The following is a 16,742-nucleotide window of genomic DNA, read 5'->3' as shown; positions in this document are numbered from 1 at the left end:
CTTCCCAGGGAACACGCCCGACTCCACGCGGGCGGTGAAGGTTGATGGGGCCGACGGGCGGGGTAGGAGCAGCAGTGGGTGGTGCGGGGTGAAGTCGAAGTGGCCGGGGCGTGCGGCGGGGTCTTCACCGAAGAGCTGAGGTTCGGTCCGCAGGCCGACGGTGACAACGAGCCAGGTGTGGGGGCGGTCCGGGTCGTCGCACAGCCAAAGGTCGAACGTGCCGACCAGTAGGTCTTTCTCCCACTTCCAGACCTTCGCCCGTGGATCGAGTGTGCCGGGCCGGGTTGATCAATCCGGCGTCGGTGGCGCCCGTGGGGCTCTGGCGTGGCGGTGACGATGACATCCCGGCTCAAGGGGTACGCATGACCAGCAACGAAGCAGAGTCCACCGTGGCTGCCGAAGAGGGAATCCAACAGATCCCGGCGACGATCAGCCCGACCGGACCGCCTGGGAGCCAAGCTCAAGCGCCATCAGTGGCCCTACATCAATTCCGACCGCGTTCGCCACCACCGCCACCACCAGAGCGCAGAATTGGCCAAACGGCGGGGTATGGAGCAGGCTGCTCCCACCCGTACCCGGCTTCTCGCTGACGGCCAGTCTTCAACCGGCCGTGGCACCCTGCGCCGTTACCTCACCGTCGGCTTTCACACGACGCGTGCGAGCCGAACTCGCCAGCTTCTCGGCGGCCACTTCGGCGGTGAGGTCCTGAATCTCCTCACCAGCCTCGATGGCTGCTCGCCTGACTTCGAAGGTCAGGCCGACCGACGTCTTGATGATGCCGCGCACCAGCGGTTTCACCACTCTCTTGATCAGAGGGGCCGTGATCAGGCCAATGAGGAAGGGATGAACTACAGGGGGCATGTGTGAACCCTCTCTTGTGTACACGGCACGGCTGCTGCCGCCGCAAGTGCCAATACCGCCTGGCCGGCGGTGCTGGGCAGGCATTTCACCCCCACCGAAAAACACCGTAGTCGACCTTCGGCCGACGCGCCCGGGGACGCCGTCGCCTTTCATTCGTTCGAGCGGAGGCGCGCCGGAGCAGACCGTCGCTGCGGAACGGAATCAGAACGGGTCCGGTGCGCCCGGCCCGCGTTCGTCCAGCAGTGAGTCCACCACCTGCACAACGAACTCGGGTACGCGGTCCGGAAAATCGTGGCCGGTTCCCTCCGGGGTGTAGACCCTCCGGGCCGCACTGGATGCTGCGAGAAAGCGTTCTCTCACGGTGAGGAAGAAGTGCCGTACCCGGGCGCTCTCCTCCGGATCGTCGACCGCGTCGAAGATCTTGTCACCGCCCGTCAGATCGCGTGGCGCCACGAGGAAGAGAGGGAGCGAGCCGAGCTCGCCATCGTGTACGACCGTTTGCCAACCGTCTCGGGTGATGCCGTCCGGCGACAGCTCTCGCAGGATCGATGCGGCGGCGCAGTTCGCCTTGGTCCTGGTCTCGATTACGGCAAGAACCTGCGTCGGGTCTTCGAGAGAGCGTGCCTCGTTCCTGGACACGAGGGCGTGGAGGCCGAAGAGGTGGCGCAGCGCGAGGGCGGTCTGGTCCCTCACGGCATGCCGCAGTGCCGGAAGCGAAGGGCCGAAGGCGACGACATCGGGCGGGGTGGGATCGAGCAGCACCAGACCGGCCACCAGGTCGGGGCGGCGCCTGGCGGCGTTGGCCATGAGCAGTCCCCCGAAGGAGTGCCCCACGAAGACGTAGGGCCCCTTTTCGCCGGCCCGCTCCAGCGCCATGAGCAGTTCGACGGCTTCGGCTGCCGTCGTACGCGGGAACGGGCCCGGGTCGCTCCAGCCTGAGCCCGGACGGTCCACGAGGACCGAACGCGTCCGTTCCCGCGCCAGCGCGTGTAGCCGGTACATGGCGTACCCGCCGGCATGGCCGCCCGGCATCCAGACCACGGTGGGCCTCGGCCCGGCGTCTCCCTCGGCGAGGATGTGCATGCGGTAGCCGCCCACATCGACCATTCGCCCGGGTGGCGGATACCTCACCCGTACCCGGGCCACATGCATCAGATGGCGGAGAGACCCGAGAGCGAGCGCGAGGGCCACGGCGCAGAGCACACCGCCGAGAATCCGCCAGCCGGTTCCCAGGGTGACGCACCACGCGCCCGCGGCCGCCGCCAGCAGGGCGATGGCCAGCCCGGCCCAGTCCCGGCTGAGCAGCCGGAGTATCGCGTCGGCGACACGTGTGCCCGGTCGCATGGTTTCCTCTCCGTCCCAGCCTTCGTGGCCGCTGCCAGGGACACCGCGCGTCTCAGCGCCCGGCACAAGCATCGTCCCCTGGAAACCCCACAGACGCCATGCGCGGTGTCGGGCCCCGCCTTCCGTCACAGCCGTAGGGGCAGCCGCCGGGGCCGAGGTGAAACCTGGCCGGGGACCGACCACACACGACGCCTGCCCCTCGCGGGTGTGTGCCGGGGACATCCAGGTTCCCGATACGGGCACACCACCGTCACGCCTGGTCCGCGTTGCACGCGCGCGCAAGGCGTGCTGCCACATCCGCGACCACTTCGGCCTCCCGAGCCACGAGGTAGAAGTGGTCCCCGGGGAACGAGCACAGCTCGAAGGAGCCCGGGGCAGCGAGGTCGCACCAGGCAAGGACCTGGTCGAGTACGCAACTCGGATCGTCCTGGCCGACGTACGCGGTGATCGGTGCCTTGACCGGAGCCGGATGCGGCGGTTGATAGCCCTCGATGAGCCGGTAGTCCGCGCGGAGGGCGGGCAGCAGCAGGTCACGCAGCTCCGGGATGTCGTAGGCCCCCGAGTGCAGGTCTCCGAGGTGCCGGACGCGGGTGATCAGGGTTTCGTCATCGGCACTGTGCAGTGCGGTGTGTTCGGCCCGCTGGGGGGCTGCGTGTGCGGAGACCAGCAGGTGTTCGGGGACGATGCCGCGGGCCTCCAGCCGCAGGGCCAGCTCGTAGGCGACGCAGGCACCCATGCTGTGTCCGAAAAGGGCCAGCGGCCGGTCGAGCCAGGGCCGCAGTGCGTCGTCGATCGTGTCGGCCAGGGTGGCCATGTCCTCGATGCAGGCTTCCGCGAGCCGGTCCTGGCGGCCGGGGTACCGCACGGCGAGCACCTCGACGTCCTCCGGCAGCAGCGGGGGCCAGCCGTGGAACAACTGTGCCGTGCCACCGGCGTGCGGGAAACACACCAGTCGGAGCCTGGGGTCCGCCGCGCGCCGGTGGACACGGAACCACTTCTTCGCGTCGTGCGCCGTCATCACTGCCGAAGACCGCCCAGCTGCGGGGAGTTGAACTTGGAGAGGAAGGTGGGAAGCTGCTCCACCACCCTCCTGGACACGTATGCGGTCTGCACGGTGTGGCGCAGGCGATCGGTCACGACGAGTTTGTAGGCGCTGCCTTCCTGGATGAGTTCGGCGGAATACAGGGGTGTTCCGGTCGCAGACATCTGACCTGTCTTCATCAGGGTGCCGCCTTCTCCAGCCATGCCTTCCACTCCTCCGTCGCCTGCTTCTCGTCGATGGTGTCGGTGAACGGGTGGTGGCCGAGCCAGATCGGCCAGTTCCAGGTGTGCCTGACCAAGAATCGGTAGAGCCCGTCGGTGGTGCGCAGGCCGAGTAAGTCGCCGCTGAGGAAGTCCACGACGGCGTCCCGGGGTACGCCGAGGCGGTCCGGTACGGCGAAGCGCACCGTGTCGCCGACGACGGTCCCTGCGGTGACGCGCGCTTGCCGGAGCAGAGTGGTGAACGCGTCGGCATGCGCCGGTGCTGTGGGCTTGTACGCCTTGATGTAGGTGGCACGGTGCCCTTCGAAGTGGCGCAGGTACTCGGGGGTGCTGGTGTCCACCCAGCGGATCCGGTCACAGGATTGGCACGTGCCTCCCTGATTCCCGACGCACGCCGGAGACCGCCCTCCAGAATTTTTGTGCCCCGGGGCCGCCCGAGCACCGCAGGCACCCCCAACGCTGCCGACCCGGAACGACAGACCTGGCGCATACCTTCGAGAGGTTGGGCCGACGTGTCGCTGCTATGCCACCAAAGATGCCATGGGGAATGTTCACCTGTTTTTCGGAGGGGCGTGTCCAGAAACGGACGGGCGTACCCTTGCCGGGAATTGGAAACCTCGACGGCGTGCGCAGACGAAAGCGCGCCGCGGAGTTGTCCGCAGAGCAGCCGACGGCACGCGGGAAAACACTCGTGTCTCGTCGGGCCGTGACATCGGGCGCGCCGGGGATCACGTGGAGATCCGGTCAGCGGACTCAGCGCACCTTGGCAGCGGCCGAACCGGCGCCGCGGGCCTTGTCGGCGGCCTTGCTCTCACTGCCGGCCTGCGCCGCGTGGGCCGTTGCGGCTGCGGGCGCCGACCCGGTGCCCGCTCCGGTCCGGCCCGCGGTGCCGCCCTCCGGGGCGCCGGTGTCGATGCCGTGCTCGGCTCCGTGCGTCATCTGGGCGGCAAGCATTTCGGCGGTCGCCTCTGCCGCGAGATCCTGGATTCCCTCGCTGGCATCGTGGACGGCCTTCTTGATTTCGATTCCCAGGCCCACCGACGATTTGACGACCCCTCGCATGAGGGGTTTACCCAGCCTTTTGACCAGGGATGCGGCGATCAGGCCGATCAGGAATGGAGGTACTACAGGCGGCATGGCGCGACATCCTTCTCTTCTGGCGAGGAAGTGATGATTGAGAGGCAGTGAATGATTGAAAAGACAACGGGAGGCGAACAGGAAAATTCGACGACATGCATGGGTTCCCGCATCGCCGAACCCGCACCCCTCATCGCGGAGAGTATCCGAGGCCAAGAAGGCAGTTACAATTTCCGCCATGACCTTCACTCATTCGAGTAGAACGGCCTTACCGTTACGGCCTGTCCAGGCCATTCGACGGCCGGAACTCGACGTCACTCGCCTTCCTCGGGTGACCACTGGTACCTCTGCTGACGGCCGGACGCCCCGTGCAGTTCTCTCGCCAACCGTCGGCGCAGGGCCGGAAACGGCAGCGTGCCGCCGGCCAGCACAGCCTCGTGAAAGGCACGCACGTCGAACGCGGCACCGGCGCCGCTTTCGCACGCTGCTCGCAATGCCATGAATTCCGCATGACCCGCCCGGTATGTCAGCGCCTGTCCCGGCAGATCGGTCGCGTAGCGCAGCAACTCTGTCGTGATCTGTCCCTCGGACTCGGCTGCCGCGTGGGCGCGCATGAAGGTGCGCGCCTGCTCCAGCGTCATCATCCCGAGGTTGAGGCCGGTGTCGACGACGAGGCGCTGCGCGGTGAACCGTTCATGGGCCAGGCGTCCGTACGCGTCCCACGGGTCGTCGTACAGCCCCATCTCCCAGGCGAGCCCTGCCGCGTACTCCGCCCAGCCCTCCTCGAACCCGCTGAAGGGCACCAGTTCGCGTCGCAGGTCGGGCAGCGTGGTGTTCTCAGCCTGACGGGCGAGGTGGAAATGATGTCCGGGCGCCAGCTCATGGTAGATCAGCGCGGCTGCGCCGAGAAGTGACCGATGCGCCAGGTCCGAGGCGTTGTAGCGGTAGCGTCCCACCGGTTGCGTGGCGGTGGGCGGTTCGTAGTAGCCGAACGTCATCGACGCCTCCAGCGCCGGGTCGAGGCGGGCCACGCCATAGGGGGCGCGAGGCAGGACCGCGAACCAACGCGGCAGCAGCGGCGTGAGGCGGTCGAGGTGTCCGCGGTAGCGAGCCTCGACCTCCTCCGGGGTGACGGCGTACAGGCGGGTCTCGGTCGCGAGCCGTTCATGGAACTCCGCTTCCGTCCCCGCGAAGCCGAGCGTGTCTCGCATCTCCCGCATCCGCTCGCTGAGTTCGCGGCAGTGCTCCCGGCCGAGTTCGTGGAGGCGTTCGGGTGGCGTGTCGCTGGATGTGTACGTCCTGACGAAGGCCCGGTACGCCGCTTCACCTTCCGGGTAGTGGGCCCATCCGACGGCCTGCGGTGCCTGCCTGAGGTGGTCCGGGTCGCCCAAAAGGGCGAGAAGGCGGTCGAACGCCGGCTCCAGCTCGGCAGCCACGAGCCCCGCCACCGCGTCGCGCAGGTGGCCCCGGCTCGCCGCGTCGAGTCGAGTGAGCCGCTCGGCGCCCGCTCGGACGTACCGTGTCGCCGATGCCCGCAGACGGGTGAGGGTGGTGTGGACCCCGGCCAGCGCCGGGACGGGGATACGGAAGCCCCGTGCCGCCTGCCCGGCGACCTTGTCACCGATCGTCGCGACGCAGCGGGCCAGATCCCGTACGAGGGACACGTACCGGTCCGCGTCGGCCCGGTTGTCGAAGCGGAACGGGCGGAAGACCGTGTCACCGTACTGCTGGAGGCGGAAGAGCTGGTACGGCGTGGCGGTGGGGGTGAGCCAGTGGAAACGTCCCGCCTCCGCTTCCTGTTCGGCCAGCGCCCGAAGGAAGCCCGCGGTGTCGGCGGCGGGACCGGACAGCTCCGCGGGCTGCGGTGTGCCCAGCCGGTTCAGTACCCCTGCCGCGAACCCGGCGCGCTCGTCGGCCTCCGCGGCAGACACTCCTGGCAGCGACTCGACCGGCAGCCCGCGGCGTGTCCGCAACGACGGCTCACGTACGAGCAGGAAGTCCCAGTACGAGGTTGCGAGTCGGTCGACCTGCGCCGCCGCGCCGTCCGGGCAGTGGGATGGATGGTTCGCCATGCGGCCAGTGTGCGCGCCGAATGACGCCACGTCAGGAATGGAGATGAACCGCGAGTCGGACGACCTCACTCGAACGGGGGAATTCATCCGGCCCGTTCGTGTCCGGCCCGGGGGAGGCGGCCCGACGCCGTCGATCTCGGTGGCACGATGAACACCATGTACCGCCGAACCGTGTCGTTTCCCAGGGCTCGGTCGGCCGCGGTGGCGTCCGCCGCTGTCGCGTCAGCCGTGATGACCGGTTGTGGCGGCGGCAACGTGTCATCGACGCACACCCCTGTCGTCGTGGGGGGCACCGTCACGATCGCCACCGCCTCCGAGACCCCGAGTTTCCATCCGTACTCGCAGTTCGGCTCTGCCCTGGCTCCTTATGCCTACGACTCGTTGGTCAATATGGCGCCGGACGGGCGTGTGGCGTCGGGCCTGGCCGAGAAGTGGCGGGCCGGAGCCACTTCGGCGAGTTTCACCCTGCGCAGGGGAGTGACCTGCTCCGACGGCGCGATCCTCACGGCCTCCGGGGTGGCCCGGTCACTGAGATATGCGAGCGATCCCCGCAACCGGCTCGTCGGCGCCCGGGCGGCACTGCCTGGTGTGCCGTTCACGGTGTCGGCCGACGACGCGGCACGGACGGTGTCGGTGCGGATGGCGTCACCGTACAGCTTCATCGTGCGGACGATCGGTCTGGTGCCCGTCGTCTGCCCCGCCGGGCTGGCGGATCCCGGCGCGCTGGACAGGAGCACGGAGGGCACCGGGCCGTACGTGCTGAGCGGTTACACCTCGGGCGGTCCGTACCTCTTCACACGGCGCAAGGGATATGCGTGGGGGCCGCGGGGAGCGACCAACGCAGCTGCGGGCCAGCCTGAGCGGATCGTGGTGTCGGTGGTGCCGCAGGAGTCCACGGTGGCGAATCTGCTGCTCACGGGCGGCGTGAACATCGCGATGGTGACCGGCCCGGACCGCGCGCGGCTGACCAGCCACGGCCTGGCCACCGCCCAGGTGCCGACCGTGGTGGGGCTGACCTTCTTCAACGAACGGACCGGCCGCCCCTTGAGCGATCCTGTGCTGCGTCAGGCACTGGTGGGCGCCCTGGACCGCAAGGGCCTCGCCAATGTGGCGATCGGCGGCGACGGAACGCCCGCCAGCCATCTGACCGCCGCGGACTCCGTCTGCCACGCCGACGTGGCCGCCGGGAACCTGCCCTCGCACAGTGCCGTGGGGGCTATGGGCGCCGCGGGCTGGACGAAGAACGCACGGGGCAGGCTGGTGAAGCACAGCAGGCCGCTGCGGCTGCGGCTGCTCAGCAGCGCCGACTTCGGCTCCACCCTTCCGTCAGTCGCCGAACTGATGGCCGCCACCTGGCAGGCGCTGGGTGCGGACGTCGACCTCGTCAGCGAGAGCAGCAACGCGGTGGTACAGGCCATGTACCAAAGCGGCGACTTCGACGTCGTGGTCGGCAGCTCGCCGGGTCCGCCGCTGCCCGCGCAGCTCGTCCCGTACTTCTCCGGCTCGCCGCCGTCCGGGGGGCTCAACTTCGCGTACGTCGCCAACAGCGCCTACGACCGCTTCGTCGCCCTCGCCCTGCGCGCACCGGGCACGGCCAGCTGTGCGGACTGGAACAGGGCCGCCGCGGCGCTGTTCCGCTCGGCCGATGCGCTCCCCATCGCCGACGGCACGAGCACGGTATACGGCTACCGGACGACCTTCGCCGTCGCGCCCGGCGGCCAGATCGTACCGACCAGCATCCGCCTGCACAGGTAGCGGCGTCGGACGCCGCACACGACCGCGCACCACCAGTCGAGGAGGTCTCCCATGACGACCGTGTCCGCGCGGCTCGGCGCCCTGGCCCGGTGCCACCCGTGGGTGGTGTTCTGCTGCTGGCGTGCGGTGCGGCTGGCGGTCTCCCTCTTCGTGGTCGTCACCGCTTCCTTCGCGATGATCCGGCTGGTACCCGGTGACCCCGTCCGGGCCGCGCTGGGGGTGGATGCCCCGCCGGACCTCGTAGCGGCCAAACGACACGAACTCGGTTTGGATCACGGCCTGTTGGCACAGTACCGGCAGTATCTGCGCCATCTGGCCCACGGGGACCTCGGGGTCTCTCTGGTGACCGGCGAGCCGGTCGCCGACCTGGTCAGGGCACGTCTGCCGGCCACCTTGCTGCTGGCTGTCCTGGCGTTCGCCTGCGTACTCGTCGTCGCCCTCCCCGGGGGGCTGCTCGCCGCGGTGTGGACACGCGGAGGGCGGCGGCCCCGGGCGGAGCTGGCGTTCACCGCCACCACCTCCGCCATGGCGGGCATGCCGGACTTCGTGCTCGCGGCGGGTCTCACCGCGGGACTGGCGGTCGCCCTGCGCATCTTTCCGGTAGCCGGCGACCTCGGTCCTCAGTCCTACGTGCTGCCCGTGCTCGCGCTGGCGCTCGCTCCGACCGCGGTTCTACTGCGGATCGTACGGGTGGAGACGCTCAAGGTTCTCGCGACGGACTATCTGCGTGCCGCCCGCGCGAAACGGCTGCCCGCCGTCCCGCTCTATCTGCGCCACGTGGCACCGAACACGCTGACCGCGTCGCTGACGCTCGCCGGGAATCTCCTGCCGGCCCTGATCGCGGGGACCGTATTGGTCGAGAAGGTGTTCGCCTGGCCGGGCATCGGTTCGGCGATGGCACAGTCCGTGGCCGCGCAGGACTACGCGGTCGTCGAGGCGTCGGTTCTCGTGCTGGGCTCGGCCGTCCTCGCGGTGAACTTCCTGGTCGATCTGGCCCTAGCCCTGCTCGACCCCCGATCGGTCATCCGGAAGACGTGATCCGATGGTGCTGTTTCCCCCTTCCCCTTCCACGCCGGGTGCCGCCGCCGGCAGGTCTCGCGCGTCCCGGTCGGTCTGGGCCTCGCCCATGGGCGTGATCACCCTGGCGATGCTCGGATCGCTCGCCGTACTGGCCGTCGCGGGGGCGGTGCTGTGGGGGCAGGCCGCCGACCGTCCGGACCCGTCGGCGGTGCTGCGGGGGCCCACTGCAAGTCATCTGCTCGGCACGGACCGTCTCGGGCGCGACCTGCTCGCCCGGCTGCTCTCGGCGACTTGGCTCTCCCTGCTGCTGGCAGTCGCGGCCACGCTCCTCGGGGCGATGGCCGGGGTCACACTGGGCGCGCTCACCGCCGTCGTGGGCGGGCGCGCCCGCCGCCTGCTGGGAGCCCTGATCAACCTCCTACTGGCATTTCCCGCGCTTCTCGTCGCGATGTTCTTCGCGGCCCTCTTCGGCGCGGGGGCGGGTGGGGCGGTGTTCGCACTCGCCGTCGCCAGTGCACCGGGCTTCGCGCGGATCACGCAGACCCTTGCTGCCGGAGTGGCCGGAACCGACTTCATGGCGGCGGCACGTGTGCTGGGCCTGCGTCGCCATCGGCTCCTCCTGCGCCATGTCCTGCCCCACATCGCCGAACCGCTGATGCTCAACACCACAGTCGCCGCGGGCTCGGCACTCGTGGCCCTGTCGGGGCTGAGCTTCCTCGGACTGGGGGTGCAGTCCCCTTCGTACGACTGGGGGCTCCTGCTGAGCCAGGGGCTGGACCGCATCTACACCGAACCTCTGCCCGCCGTGGCACCCGGCGTCGCCATCGTCTACGCCAGTGTGGCCTTCCAACTGCTCGGCGAGGTGCTGGCCGGAGCCGCCGCGCGACGCGTCCGCACACGGCAGCTGGAAGAACCCGCGGTACACCCGGCACGCGCCGACCGACCGGCATCCGTGGACCACGTGCTGGAGGTGGAGGATCTGCGGGTCGCCCTTCCCTCGGCGGACCGGGTGGTCCGGCCCGTCCGCGGTGTCAACCTCGCTCTGCGGCGCGGTGAGATGGTCGGCCTGGTCGGCGAGTCCGGCTCCGGGAAGTCGCTGACGGCGCTTGCCATCGCCGACCTGCTGCCGGACGGCGCCTGCGCGACCTGGGGTACCCACCGGTTCCTCGGCGCGGACGCCGAGTCTTCGACACGCAAAGAGCGACGCAGGCAGCTGGCGACGGGAATGGCGATGATCTTCCAGAACCCGGCCTCGGCCTTCAACCCGTCGCTCCGCATCGGAACGCAGATGACGGAGGCCGTGCGCGCGCACCATGGCACCCCTCGTGCCCAGGCCGTCGAGCAGGCCCTGGCACAGCTTCAGCGGGTCGCGCTGCCCGGCGGGCGTCGGTTGCTGCGGTCCCGCCCCTTTCAGCTCTCCGGCGGTCAGCGCCAGCGAGTGGCGATCGCTGCCGCTTCGATGATGCGCCCCGACCTCATCATCGCGGACGAGCCGACGACAGCCCTGGACGTCACCGTGCAGCGGCAGATCATGGACCTGCTCCGCCGTATCCGGCACGACGACGCCACCGCGATCCTCTTCATCAGCCACGACATCGCCCTGGTGGCCGACGCCTGCGACCGGGTTCTGGTCATGTACGGGGGGACGATCGTGGAGAACCTTCCTGCCCATGAGCTGGCGACCGGCGCACGGCATCCGTACACGCGGATGCTCGTCGCCTCGGTCCCGGACATGGCCGCGGACCGCGGCCGCCCCCTGCACACCATCGAGGGAGGGCCGCCCGATCCGTGCGGTGCGGTCCCGGGCTGCCCGTTCCATGACCGCTGTCCGCATCGACTGGACCGGTGCGCCGTGGAGAGCCCCGTGTTGTCCCTGCTCGACCCGGGGCACGAGGTCGCCTGCTGGCGACCGCTGCCCCCGGCGCTGGTCTGCGGACAGCGTGAGACCGAAGAGGCGGAGAAGTGATGGAAGGGGCAGGGTTGGCGCTGTACGACGTCACTGTTCGCCACCACGGGCCGTTCGGGCCGATCACGGCAGTGGACGGAGTGTCACTGGAGGTTCCCCAAGGCACGACGGTCGGCCTGGTCGGCGAGTCCGGTTCGGGAAAGTCCACCCTGGCACGTGCGGTCGTCGGGCTGGACAGCCCGTACGCCGGGCGGATCACGGTCGGTGGGCGGGAGTACCGTGGGCGCCGGGCGGCCGATCGGCGTCAGTTGGGGCAACAGGTCCAACTGGTGTTCCAGGACCCGGACACGGCATTGGACCCGCGCATGACGGTCCGTCAGTCGATCGCCGAATCAGCCGGGGCCTTCGTCCGGCTGAACCGCCGCAGCCGCGAACAGCGCATCAGCGGGCTGCTGGAACTGGTCGGTCTCGACGCCGGCTGCGCCGACCGTGTGCCGCGGCAGCTCTCGGGCGGCCAGCGCCAACGCGTGGCCGTCGCCCGCGCGCTCGCCGTCGATCCGGCGGTTCTCATCGCCGACGAGGTCACCTCGGCTCTCGATGTGTCGGTCCGGGCGGCGCTCCTCACCATGCTTCGGGATCTGCAACGACGCATGGGCTTCGCCATGCTGTTCATCAGCCATGACCTCGCCGCCGTCCGCCATGTGTCGGACGCCGTCGCCGTGATGTATCTCGGTCGGATCGTCGAGACCGCCTCCACCGAGAACCTGCTGCACAGCCCACGGCACCCCTACACCCGAACGCTGCTGTCCGCCGTGCCGAGCTTGCACGCCGGACGACGACCGGTCGAGGAACCGCTTCTTCCCGGAGAGGTGCCCGACCCCGCGTCGCCACCGACCGGATGCCGCTTTCATCCGCGCTGCCCCGTCGGGCCGAGCCGGCGTCCCGGACGGGACGTCTGCGCCGCACGGGACCCCCAGCAGGATGCGGCCGGACAGCCGCACCGCGCCGCGTGCCACTTCCCGTATCGCGTCGGCGACTGCCCGCCCCACGCCGGCAGCGTCCACCCGGACGCGAACGGCGACCGGGCTCCGCGAACCCCGGGGGACCTGCAGTCATGACGGACAGGGAACCGGACACGCTTCCGTCCGGCGCGGACGCGGTCGTCGTGGGCGCCGGTGTGATCGGTGCCGCGGTGGCACTGGAACTGGCGCGCACCGGTCGGCGCGTAGTGGTCGTCGACAAGTCCGGCGGCGTCGGCCACGGATCCACCAGCGCCTCGAGCGCGATCATCCGTTTCAACTACTCGACCTGGGACGGTGTCGCCACCGCCTGGGAATCCCAGCACTGCTGGGCACGATGGGCGGAGCACCTGGGCACCATGCACGGCCCTGGCCTGGCGGCGTTCCGGCGGACCGGAGCGGTACTCCTCGACGCGCCGGGCTCCGGGACGTCGGAGGTCATCGCGCTGTTCGAGCGTGCCGGCGTGCCGTACGAGCGCTGGGATGCCGCAACGCTGCGCAGCCGGATCCCCGGCATCGACGCGGGACGCTACGGACCCCCCAAGCCCCTGCTCGACGAGGCGTTCTTCTCCGGCCCGGAAGGGGAACTCGGCGCGCTGTTCACACCCGATGCGGGCTTCGTCGACGATCCCCAGCTCGCGGCACAGAATCTCGCGGACGCGGCGGCCCGCATCGGGGCGCGCTTCCTCTTCCATCGCACAGTCGTCGGTGTCCTGCGCCGCGAGGACCGGGTGGCGGGTATCCGGCTCGCCGACGGCACCGCGATCACGGCACCGGTGGTGATCAACGCCGCCGGGCCCTGGTCGGGCGCGTTCAACCGGATGGCCGAGGTCGGAGCCGAGTTCACCGTCGGAGTGCGCCCGCTGCGCCAAGAAGTCCACCAGGTGGCCGCACCGGTCAGCCAGGGCGACACAACCTCGTCGAGCCCGGGCGACGCCAAGACTACGCTCGGCCTGATCGTGGCCGATGTCGACCTTGGGACCTACCTGCGCCCCCTCGGCGGACACCTCCTCATCGGCAGCACGCTGCCCGCCTGCGACCCTATGGAGTGGCTCGACGATCCCGACATGTGCAACCCGCACCCGACGGCCGCCCGGTTCGACGCCCAAGTGACCAGGGCCGCACGCCGATTCCCGCTCCTCCGCGTCCCGAACCGGCCGACCGGCATCGCCGGTGTCTACGACGCCGCCGACGACTGGTCCCCCATCTACGACCGCACCGATCTGGCCGGCTTCTATGTCGCGATGGGAACGAGCGGCAACCAGTTCAAGAACGCTCCCCTGGCGGGCCGGTTCCTCGCCGCCCTGGTCGACCGCGTCGAGGCCGGCCACGACCACGACCACGATCCGCTGCGGTACACAGGTGAACACACCGGCATCGTCATCAACCTAGGCGCATTCTCCCGCAAACGGCCCATGGCTGAGGGTGCCGCCTCTCGAACCGTCATGGGCTGACGTTTTGCACGGGCAGGGGTCTGCAGAACGGCGTCGGGTGACCGCGTATGCCTCGTTGAACCCCATGGCACCGCTGCTGGTCGGGCCCGCCATCTCGGGCGCGTGCTGATGGACGGTGCTTGCACCCCTATTACGGACAGGGCGAGTCCGTCGCGTGCGACTCGTCCTGACCGCGAGCCACCGTTCAGCCACCGCCCCCTTGGCGCGGCGGCAGGATCAAGTCGCCAAGGGACACTGATGTGACCCGACCAGCCTGGAGGACTTCCGCAAGACGATCGCCGACGACAAGGTCGTGGTGGTCTGCTGCTGGGCGAACTCCTCGAAGGAGACCCGGGCGTTCCTGGACACGGGCGCCAATACCGGAATCGCCGAGTAAGCGGGGGTGACCATCCTGCCGCGGTTCGGGGAGGCGAGGCCCGACAGGCCTTGGGCCGCGACGTCACGAGGCCGGTGCCGTCCGGGAGCTGCTGCGCCGGACGGCACCGGCCTCGTGACGTCGGAAGAGGTCTACCAGCGGCCGCGTGCCGGTGCGGAGCCGAGCTTGGAACTCAGCACCGACAGGAAGGTCGGGAGCTTGTCCACCGCGGATTTGGGGACAGGAGTGACGTGGACCGTGTCCCGCACCACGTCCTGCACGACGAGCTTGTAGGTACCGCCTTCCTGGACGAGTTCGGCGGCGTAGAGCAGTGTTTCCACCAGAGATCCTTCGGTTGTGTCGTGCGACGAGTCAGGCGCAGGTGAGCCAGGCGCTCCACGCCTTGGTGGCCTGCTGTTCGTCCGTGTCCTCGGCGAACAGGTGGTGGCCCAGCCAGATCGGCCAGTTCCAGGTGCTGCCGTTGAAGAACCGGTACAACGCGTCCGGGCCGCGCAGGCCGACGAAGTCGGGGCTCAGCCAGTCCACAACGACCTCCTCCGAGCCGCCGTCCACGCCCGGGAGGTCGAGCGACAGCCGGTCGCCGACGGTCGTGTCGTCGGCGAGGCCGAGGCGTCGGCGCAGGGCGGCGAAGTCGGCGGGGTCGTCGGTGCGCTCGCCGCGGCCGGCCTTGACGTAGACGACGGGGCGGCCGGCGAAGTGCCTCAGGTACTCGGCGAGGGCGTGCTGGTAGAAGTCGACGTGCTTCTCGGCCGCGTCCGCCTTGGTGTCCCAGGTGTCGTCGACGACGCCTGTGTGCACCCAGTGGATTCCCATGCGCAGGTGGCTCGTTCCGCCGTCGAGCGGCTCGATCCGGTAGGTGAGCGTGTTGGAGAACCCGTCGTCCAGGGCCACGCGCACGGCGAAGTGGTGCGGCGGCTCCCACACCACGACGGTGCCGTCGGCCCGGGTGACCTTTCCGCCGACGTGCGGCTCGACTTCCATGGGGTACAGCCAGCCGAGGTTGCCGGTGCCGGTGGCGACCGCGTGCCAGACCTGCTCGGGCGTGGCGGGCAGGTCCTGCTCCCGGCGGACCTCGAACTCTCGGGCCATGGTCACTTCTCCTTCGTCATCGTTCATGTGTCAGTAGCTGAGTGGGAGGGCGCTCAGCCGCCGTTGCAGTGGGTTGGGCCGCCATTCGAGGGCCACCCCGTCGGCCAGCCGCAGGTGCGGGAGCCGACGGACCAGCGTGCCGATGGCCACCTCTGCCTGGAGCTTGGCCAGCGGACCGCCGAGGCAGAAGTGCGGGCCGTTGCCGAAGCTCAGGTGCCGGTTGCCGGGGCGGGACAGGTCGAGCCGGTCGGGGTCCTCGAAGCGCTCGGGATCACGGTTGGTGGCGGCGAGGAACAGGTACACCAGCTCGCCCTCGCGCAACGTCCGCCCGCCGATCCCGACGTCCTCGGCGACGACCCGGACGATTGCCTGGGTCGGCGTGTCGTAGCGGGCCAGTTCGTCGACGGCGGTGCGGATCAGCGCCGGGTCCTCGCGCAGCCGGGCCAGCTGGTCGGGGTGGCGGAGCAGGGCGAGCATACCGTTGCCGACCAGGTGGGTGGTGGTCTCGTCGCCCGCGGTGATCAGGACGAAGCAGGTGGACAGCAGTTCGGAGTCGGTGAGCCGGTCGTCCTGCGCCTGCGTCGCGACCAAGGCGCTGATCAGGTCGTCGCCCGGGTCTGCCCGGCGTCGGCGGACGAGTCGGGCGAGGTACTCCTCGTACTGCTCGATCGCCGCCTCGGACTTGTCGATGTCCTCGCTCAGCCGGCCGAGGCGGCGGAACCATGTGTTGACCTGCGGACGGTCCTCGGGTGGGATGCCGAACAGCTCGCAGATGACGGACAGCGGCAGCGGGGAGGCGACCGCCTCGATCAGGTCCATGGTCGACCCCGCCGCGACCGCCTCGTCGATGAGCCGGTCGACGATCCGCTGGACGCCGTCGCGCAGGGCTTCGACGCGCCGGGCGGTGAAGGCACGGTTGGCCAGCTTGCGCAGCCGGGCGTGGTCCGGCGGGTCGGTGTTGCTCATCACCCGGCCGAGCCGGTCGGTGAGCCTGCTGAAGGCCTTCAGGTCGCCGCCGAGCGCGCCGTAGGCGCGGGTCATCCGGTCCCGGTCGTTGGACAGCCGAAGGTCTCCCAGGGCCGCCTCGACGTCGGCGTACCGGGTGAGGTACCAGATGCCCTGGGTGCTGCGGTGGACCGGGCTCTCGCGCCGCATGCGGGCGTAGAACGGGTATGGGTCCCGGCGGGCCTCGGGCGTTTGCAGCGCTGCGGCGAGGTCGCCGGGCTGGACGAGGCCCGCGGTGCCGCGGGCCTCGTCCAGCGTATCGGTGGAGGTCATGTCGGCCGCGCTACCGCTGGGCGTCCATGGCGTCGACTAGGCTCTTTGGCCGCATGTCGGTCCAGGTCTGCTCGACGTACTCCAGGCAGGCGGCGTGGGTGTCGGGGCCGTGGGCGACGGTCCAGCCGGCGGGGACGTCCGCGAACTGCGGCCACAGCGAGTGCTGGTTCTCCTGGTTGACGAGCACAAGGAAGGTGCCGTCCTGGTTCTCGAAGGGGTTGGTCATGG

General features: G+C 69.9%; 17 protein-coding genes. 6 read left to right on the top strand and 11 right to left on the bottom strand.

What is annotated here, in order from left to right; genetic code table 11:
• The first annotated feature begins 78 nt into the window (after window positions 1-78).
• Window positions 79-231 (top strand): hypothetical protein, encoded by a 153-nt coding sequence (locus OG609_RS40590; protein ID WP_327277380.1) that lies wholly within the window; start codon window positions 79-81, stop codon window positions 229-231.
• Between the two features lie 369 nt (window positions 232-600).
• Here OG609_RS40590 and OG609_RS40585 read toward each other — a convergent pair whose 3' ends face one another.
• From OG609_RS40585 to OG609_RS40555, 7 genes are all read right to left on the bottom strand, one after another.
• The gene (locus OG609_RS40585) at window positions 601-801 is read right to left on the bottom strand and encodes a DUF5132 domain-containing protein (protein ID WP_327277379.1); all 201 of its coding nucleotides are present in this window, start codon (window positions 799-801) and stop codon (window positions 601-603) included.
• A 261-nt stretch (window positions 802-1,062) separates the two neighbouring features.
• Window positions 1,063-2,205 (bottom strand): alpha/beta fold hydrolase, encoded by a 1,143-nt coding sequence (locus OG609_RS40580; RefSeq protein WP_327277378.1) that lies wholly within the window; start codon window positions 2,203-2,205, stop codon window positions 1,063-1,065.
• Window positions 2,206-2,455: 250 nt separating this feature from the next.
• Complete coding sequence (locus OG609_RS40575; RefSeq protein WP_327277377.1) at window positions 2,456-3,223, bottom strand: thioesterase II family protein; 768 nt, start codon at window positions 3,221-3,223, stop codon at window positions 2,456-2,458.
• Entirely contained in the window at window positions 3,223-3,450 is a 228-nt protein-coding gene (locus OG609_RS40570) for a hypothetical protein (protein ID WP_327277376.1), read from the bottom strand. The genes OG609_RS40575 and OG609_RS40570 overlap by 1 nt, the downstream gene beginning before the upstream one ends.
• Window positions 3,426-3,809: a hypothetical protein gene (locus OG609_RS40565; protein WP_327277375.1), complete on the bottom strand. Its 384-nt coding sequence runs from the start codon at window positions 3,807-3,809 to the stop codon at window positions 3,426-3,428. Before OG609_RS40565 ends, OG609_RS40570 begins: the two co-directional genes overlap by 25 nt.
• A 412-nt stretch (window positions 3,810-4,221) precedes the next feature.
• On the bottom strand, window positions 4,222-4,605 hold the full coding sequence (locus OG609_RS40560; RefSeq protein WP_327277374.1) for a DUF5132 domain-containing protein: 384 nt from the start codon (window positions 4,603-4,605) through the stop codon (window positions 4,222-4,224).
• Window positions 4,606-4,859: 254 nt separating this feature from the next.
• A complete protein-coding gene (locus OG609_RS40555) occupies window positions 4,860-6,617 on the bottom strand; it encodes a DUF885 domain-containing protein (RefSeq protein ID WP_327277373.1) in 1,758 nt (585 codons plus the stop codon).
• 156 nt (window positions 6,618-6,773) lie between these two features.
• Between OG609_RS40555 and OG609_RS40550 the strand changes: the two genes are divergently transcribed.
• The 5 genes from OG609_RS40550 (at window position 6,774) to OG609_RS40530 (ending at window position 13,771) form a co-directional block, all read left to right on the top strand.
• The gene (locus OG609_RS40550; RefSeq protein WP_327277372.1) at window positions 6,774-8,372 is read left to right on the top strand and encodes an ABC transporter substrate-binding protein; all 1,599 of its coding nucleotides are present in this window, start codon (window positions 6,774-6,776) and stop codon (window positions 8,370-8,372) included.
• A 51-nt stretch (window positions 8,373-8,423) separates the two neighbouring features.
• Window positions 8,424-9,410 (top strand): ABC transporter permease, encoded by a 987-nt coding sequence (locus tag OG609_RS40545; protein ID WP_327277371.1) that lies wholly within the window; start codon window positions 8,424-8,426, stop codon window positions 9,408-9,410.
• An 88-nt stretch (window positions 9,411-9,498) separates the two neighbouring features.
• Entirely contained in the window at window positions 9,499-11,358 is a 1,860-nt protein-coding gene (locus tag OG609_RS40540) for a dipeptide/oligopeptide/nickel ABC transporter permease/ATP-binding protein (protein WP_327277370.1), read from the top strand.
• Entirely contained in the window at window positions 11,358-12,416 is a 1,059-nt protein-coding gene (locus tag OG609_RS40535) for an ABC transporter ATP-binding protein (protein WP_327277369.1), read from the top strand. Before OG609_RS40540 ends, OG609_RS40535 begins: the two co-directional genes overlap by 1 nt.
• The gene (locus tag OG609_RS40530; protein ID WP_327277368.1) at window positions 12,413-13,771 is read left to right on the top strand and encodes an NAD(P)/FAD-dependent oxidoreductase; all 1,359 of its coding nucleotides are present in this window, start codon (window positions 12,413-12,415) and stop codon (window positions 13,769-13,771) included. The genes OG609_RS40535 and OG609_RS40530 overlap by 4 nt, the downstream gene beginning before the upstream one ends.
• A gap of 507 nt (window positions 13,772-14,278) precedes the next feature.
• Here OG609_RS40530 and OG609_RS40525 read toward each other — a convergent pair.
• Genes OG609_RS40525 through OG609_RS40510 form a run of 4 tightly spaced genes read right to left on the bottom strand, consistent with a single transcriptional unit; the run spans window position 14,279 to window position 16,740 of the window.
• A complete protein-coding gene (locus OG609_RS40525) occupies window positions 14,279-14,467 on the bottom strand; it encodes a hypothetical protein (protein ID WP_327277367.1) in 189 nt (62 codons plus the stop codon).
• 31 nt (window positions 14,468-14,498) lie between these two features.
• Window positions 14,499-15,236, bottom strand: coding sequence for an SRPBCC family protein (locus OG609_RS40520; RefSeq protein WP_327277366.1), 738 nt, complete (start codon window positions 15,234-15,236; stop codon window positions 14,499-14,501).
• 30 nt (window positions 15,237-15,266) lie between these two features.
• Complete coding sequence (locus OG609_RS40515; RefSeq protein ID WP_327277365.1) at window positions 15,267-16,514, bottom strand: cytochrome P450; 1,248 nt, start codon at window positions 16,512-16,514, stop codon at window positions 15,267-15,269.
• A 10-nt stretch (window positions 16,515-16,524) separates the two neighbouring features.
• Window positions 16,525-16,740, bottom strand: a complete 216-nt coding sequence (locus OG609_RS40510; RefSeq protein ID WP_093896554.1) for an MbtH family protein — start codon at window positions 16,738-16,740, stop codon at window positions 16,525-16,527.
• Window positions 16,741-16,742 lie beyond the last annotated feature (2 nt).

Origin of the sequence: Streptomyces sp. NBC_01224, assembly GCF_036002945.1 — a bacterium.
Taxonomy (GTDB): domain Bacteria; phylum Actinomycetota; class Actinomycetes; order Streptomycetales; family Streptomycetaceae; genus Streptomyces.
Note: the sequence above shows the minus strand (reverse complement) of the source record. Positions and strands in the feature narration are given on the sequence as shown.

Bases quoted from the DNA above. Each gene is read 5' to 3' on its own strand.
- OG609_RS40530 (WP_327277368.1), top strand. From the start codon at position 12,413: ATGACGGACAGGGAACCGGACACGCTTCCGTCCGGCGCGGACGCGGTC.
- OG609_RS40575 (WP_327277377.1), bottom strand. From the start codon at position 3,223: ATGACGGCGCACGACGCGAAGAAGTGGTTCCGTGTCCACCGGCGCGCG.
- OG609_RS40580 (WP_327277378.1), bottom strand. From the start codon at position 2,205: ATGCGACCGGGCACACGTGTCGCCGACGCGATACTCCGGCTGCTCAGC.
- OG609_RS40515 (WP_327277365.1), bottom strand. From the start codon at position 16,514: ATGACCTCCACCGATACGCTGGACGAGGCCCGCGGCACCGCGGGCCTC.
- OG609_RS40540 (WP_327277370.1), top strand. From the start codon at position 9,499: ATGGGCGTGATCACCCTGGCGATGCTCGGATCGCTCGCCGTACTGGCC.
- OG609_RS40570 (WP_327277376.1), bottom strand. From the start codon at position 3,450: ATGGCTGGAGAAGGCGGCACCCTGATGAAGACAGGTCAGATGTCTGCG.
- OG609_RS40555 (WP_327277373.1), bottom strand. From the start codon at position 6,617: ATGGCGAACCATCCATCCCACTGCCCGGACGGCGCGGCGGCGCAGGTC.
- OG609_RS40545 (WP_327277371.1), top strand. From the start codon at position 8,424: ATGACGACCGTGTCCGCGCGGCTCGGCGCCCTGGCCCGGTGCCACCCG.
- OG609_RS40510 (WP_093896554.1), bottom strand. From the start codon at position 16,740: ATGACCAACCCCTTCGAGAACCAGGACGGCACCTTCCTTGTGCTCGTC.
- OG609_RS40550 (WP_327277372.1), top strand. From the start codon at position 6,774: ATGTACCGCCGAACCGTGTCGTTTCCCAGGGCTCGGTCGGCCGCGGTG.
- OG609_RS40520 (WP_327277366.1), bottom strand. From the start codon at position 15,236: ATGGCCCGAGAGTTCGAGGTCCGCCGGGAGCAGGACCTGCCCGCCACG.
- OG609_RS40535 (WP_327277369.1), top strand. From the start codon at position 11,358: ATGGAAGGGGCAGGGTTGGCGCTGTACGACGTCACTGTTCGCCACCAC.
- OG609_RS40560 (WP_327277374.1), bottom strand. From the start codon at position 4,605: ATGCCGCCTGTAGTACCTCCATTCCTGATCGGCCTGATCGCCGCATCC.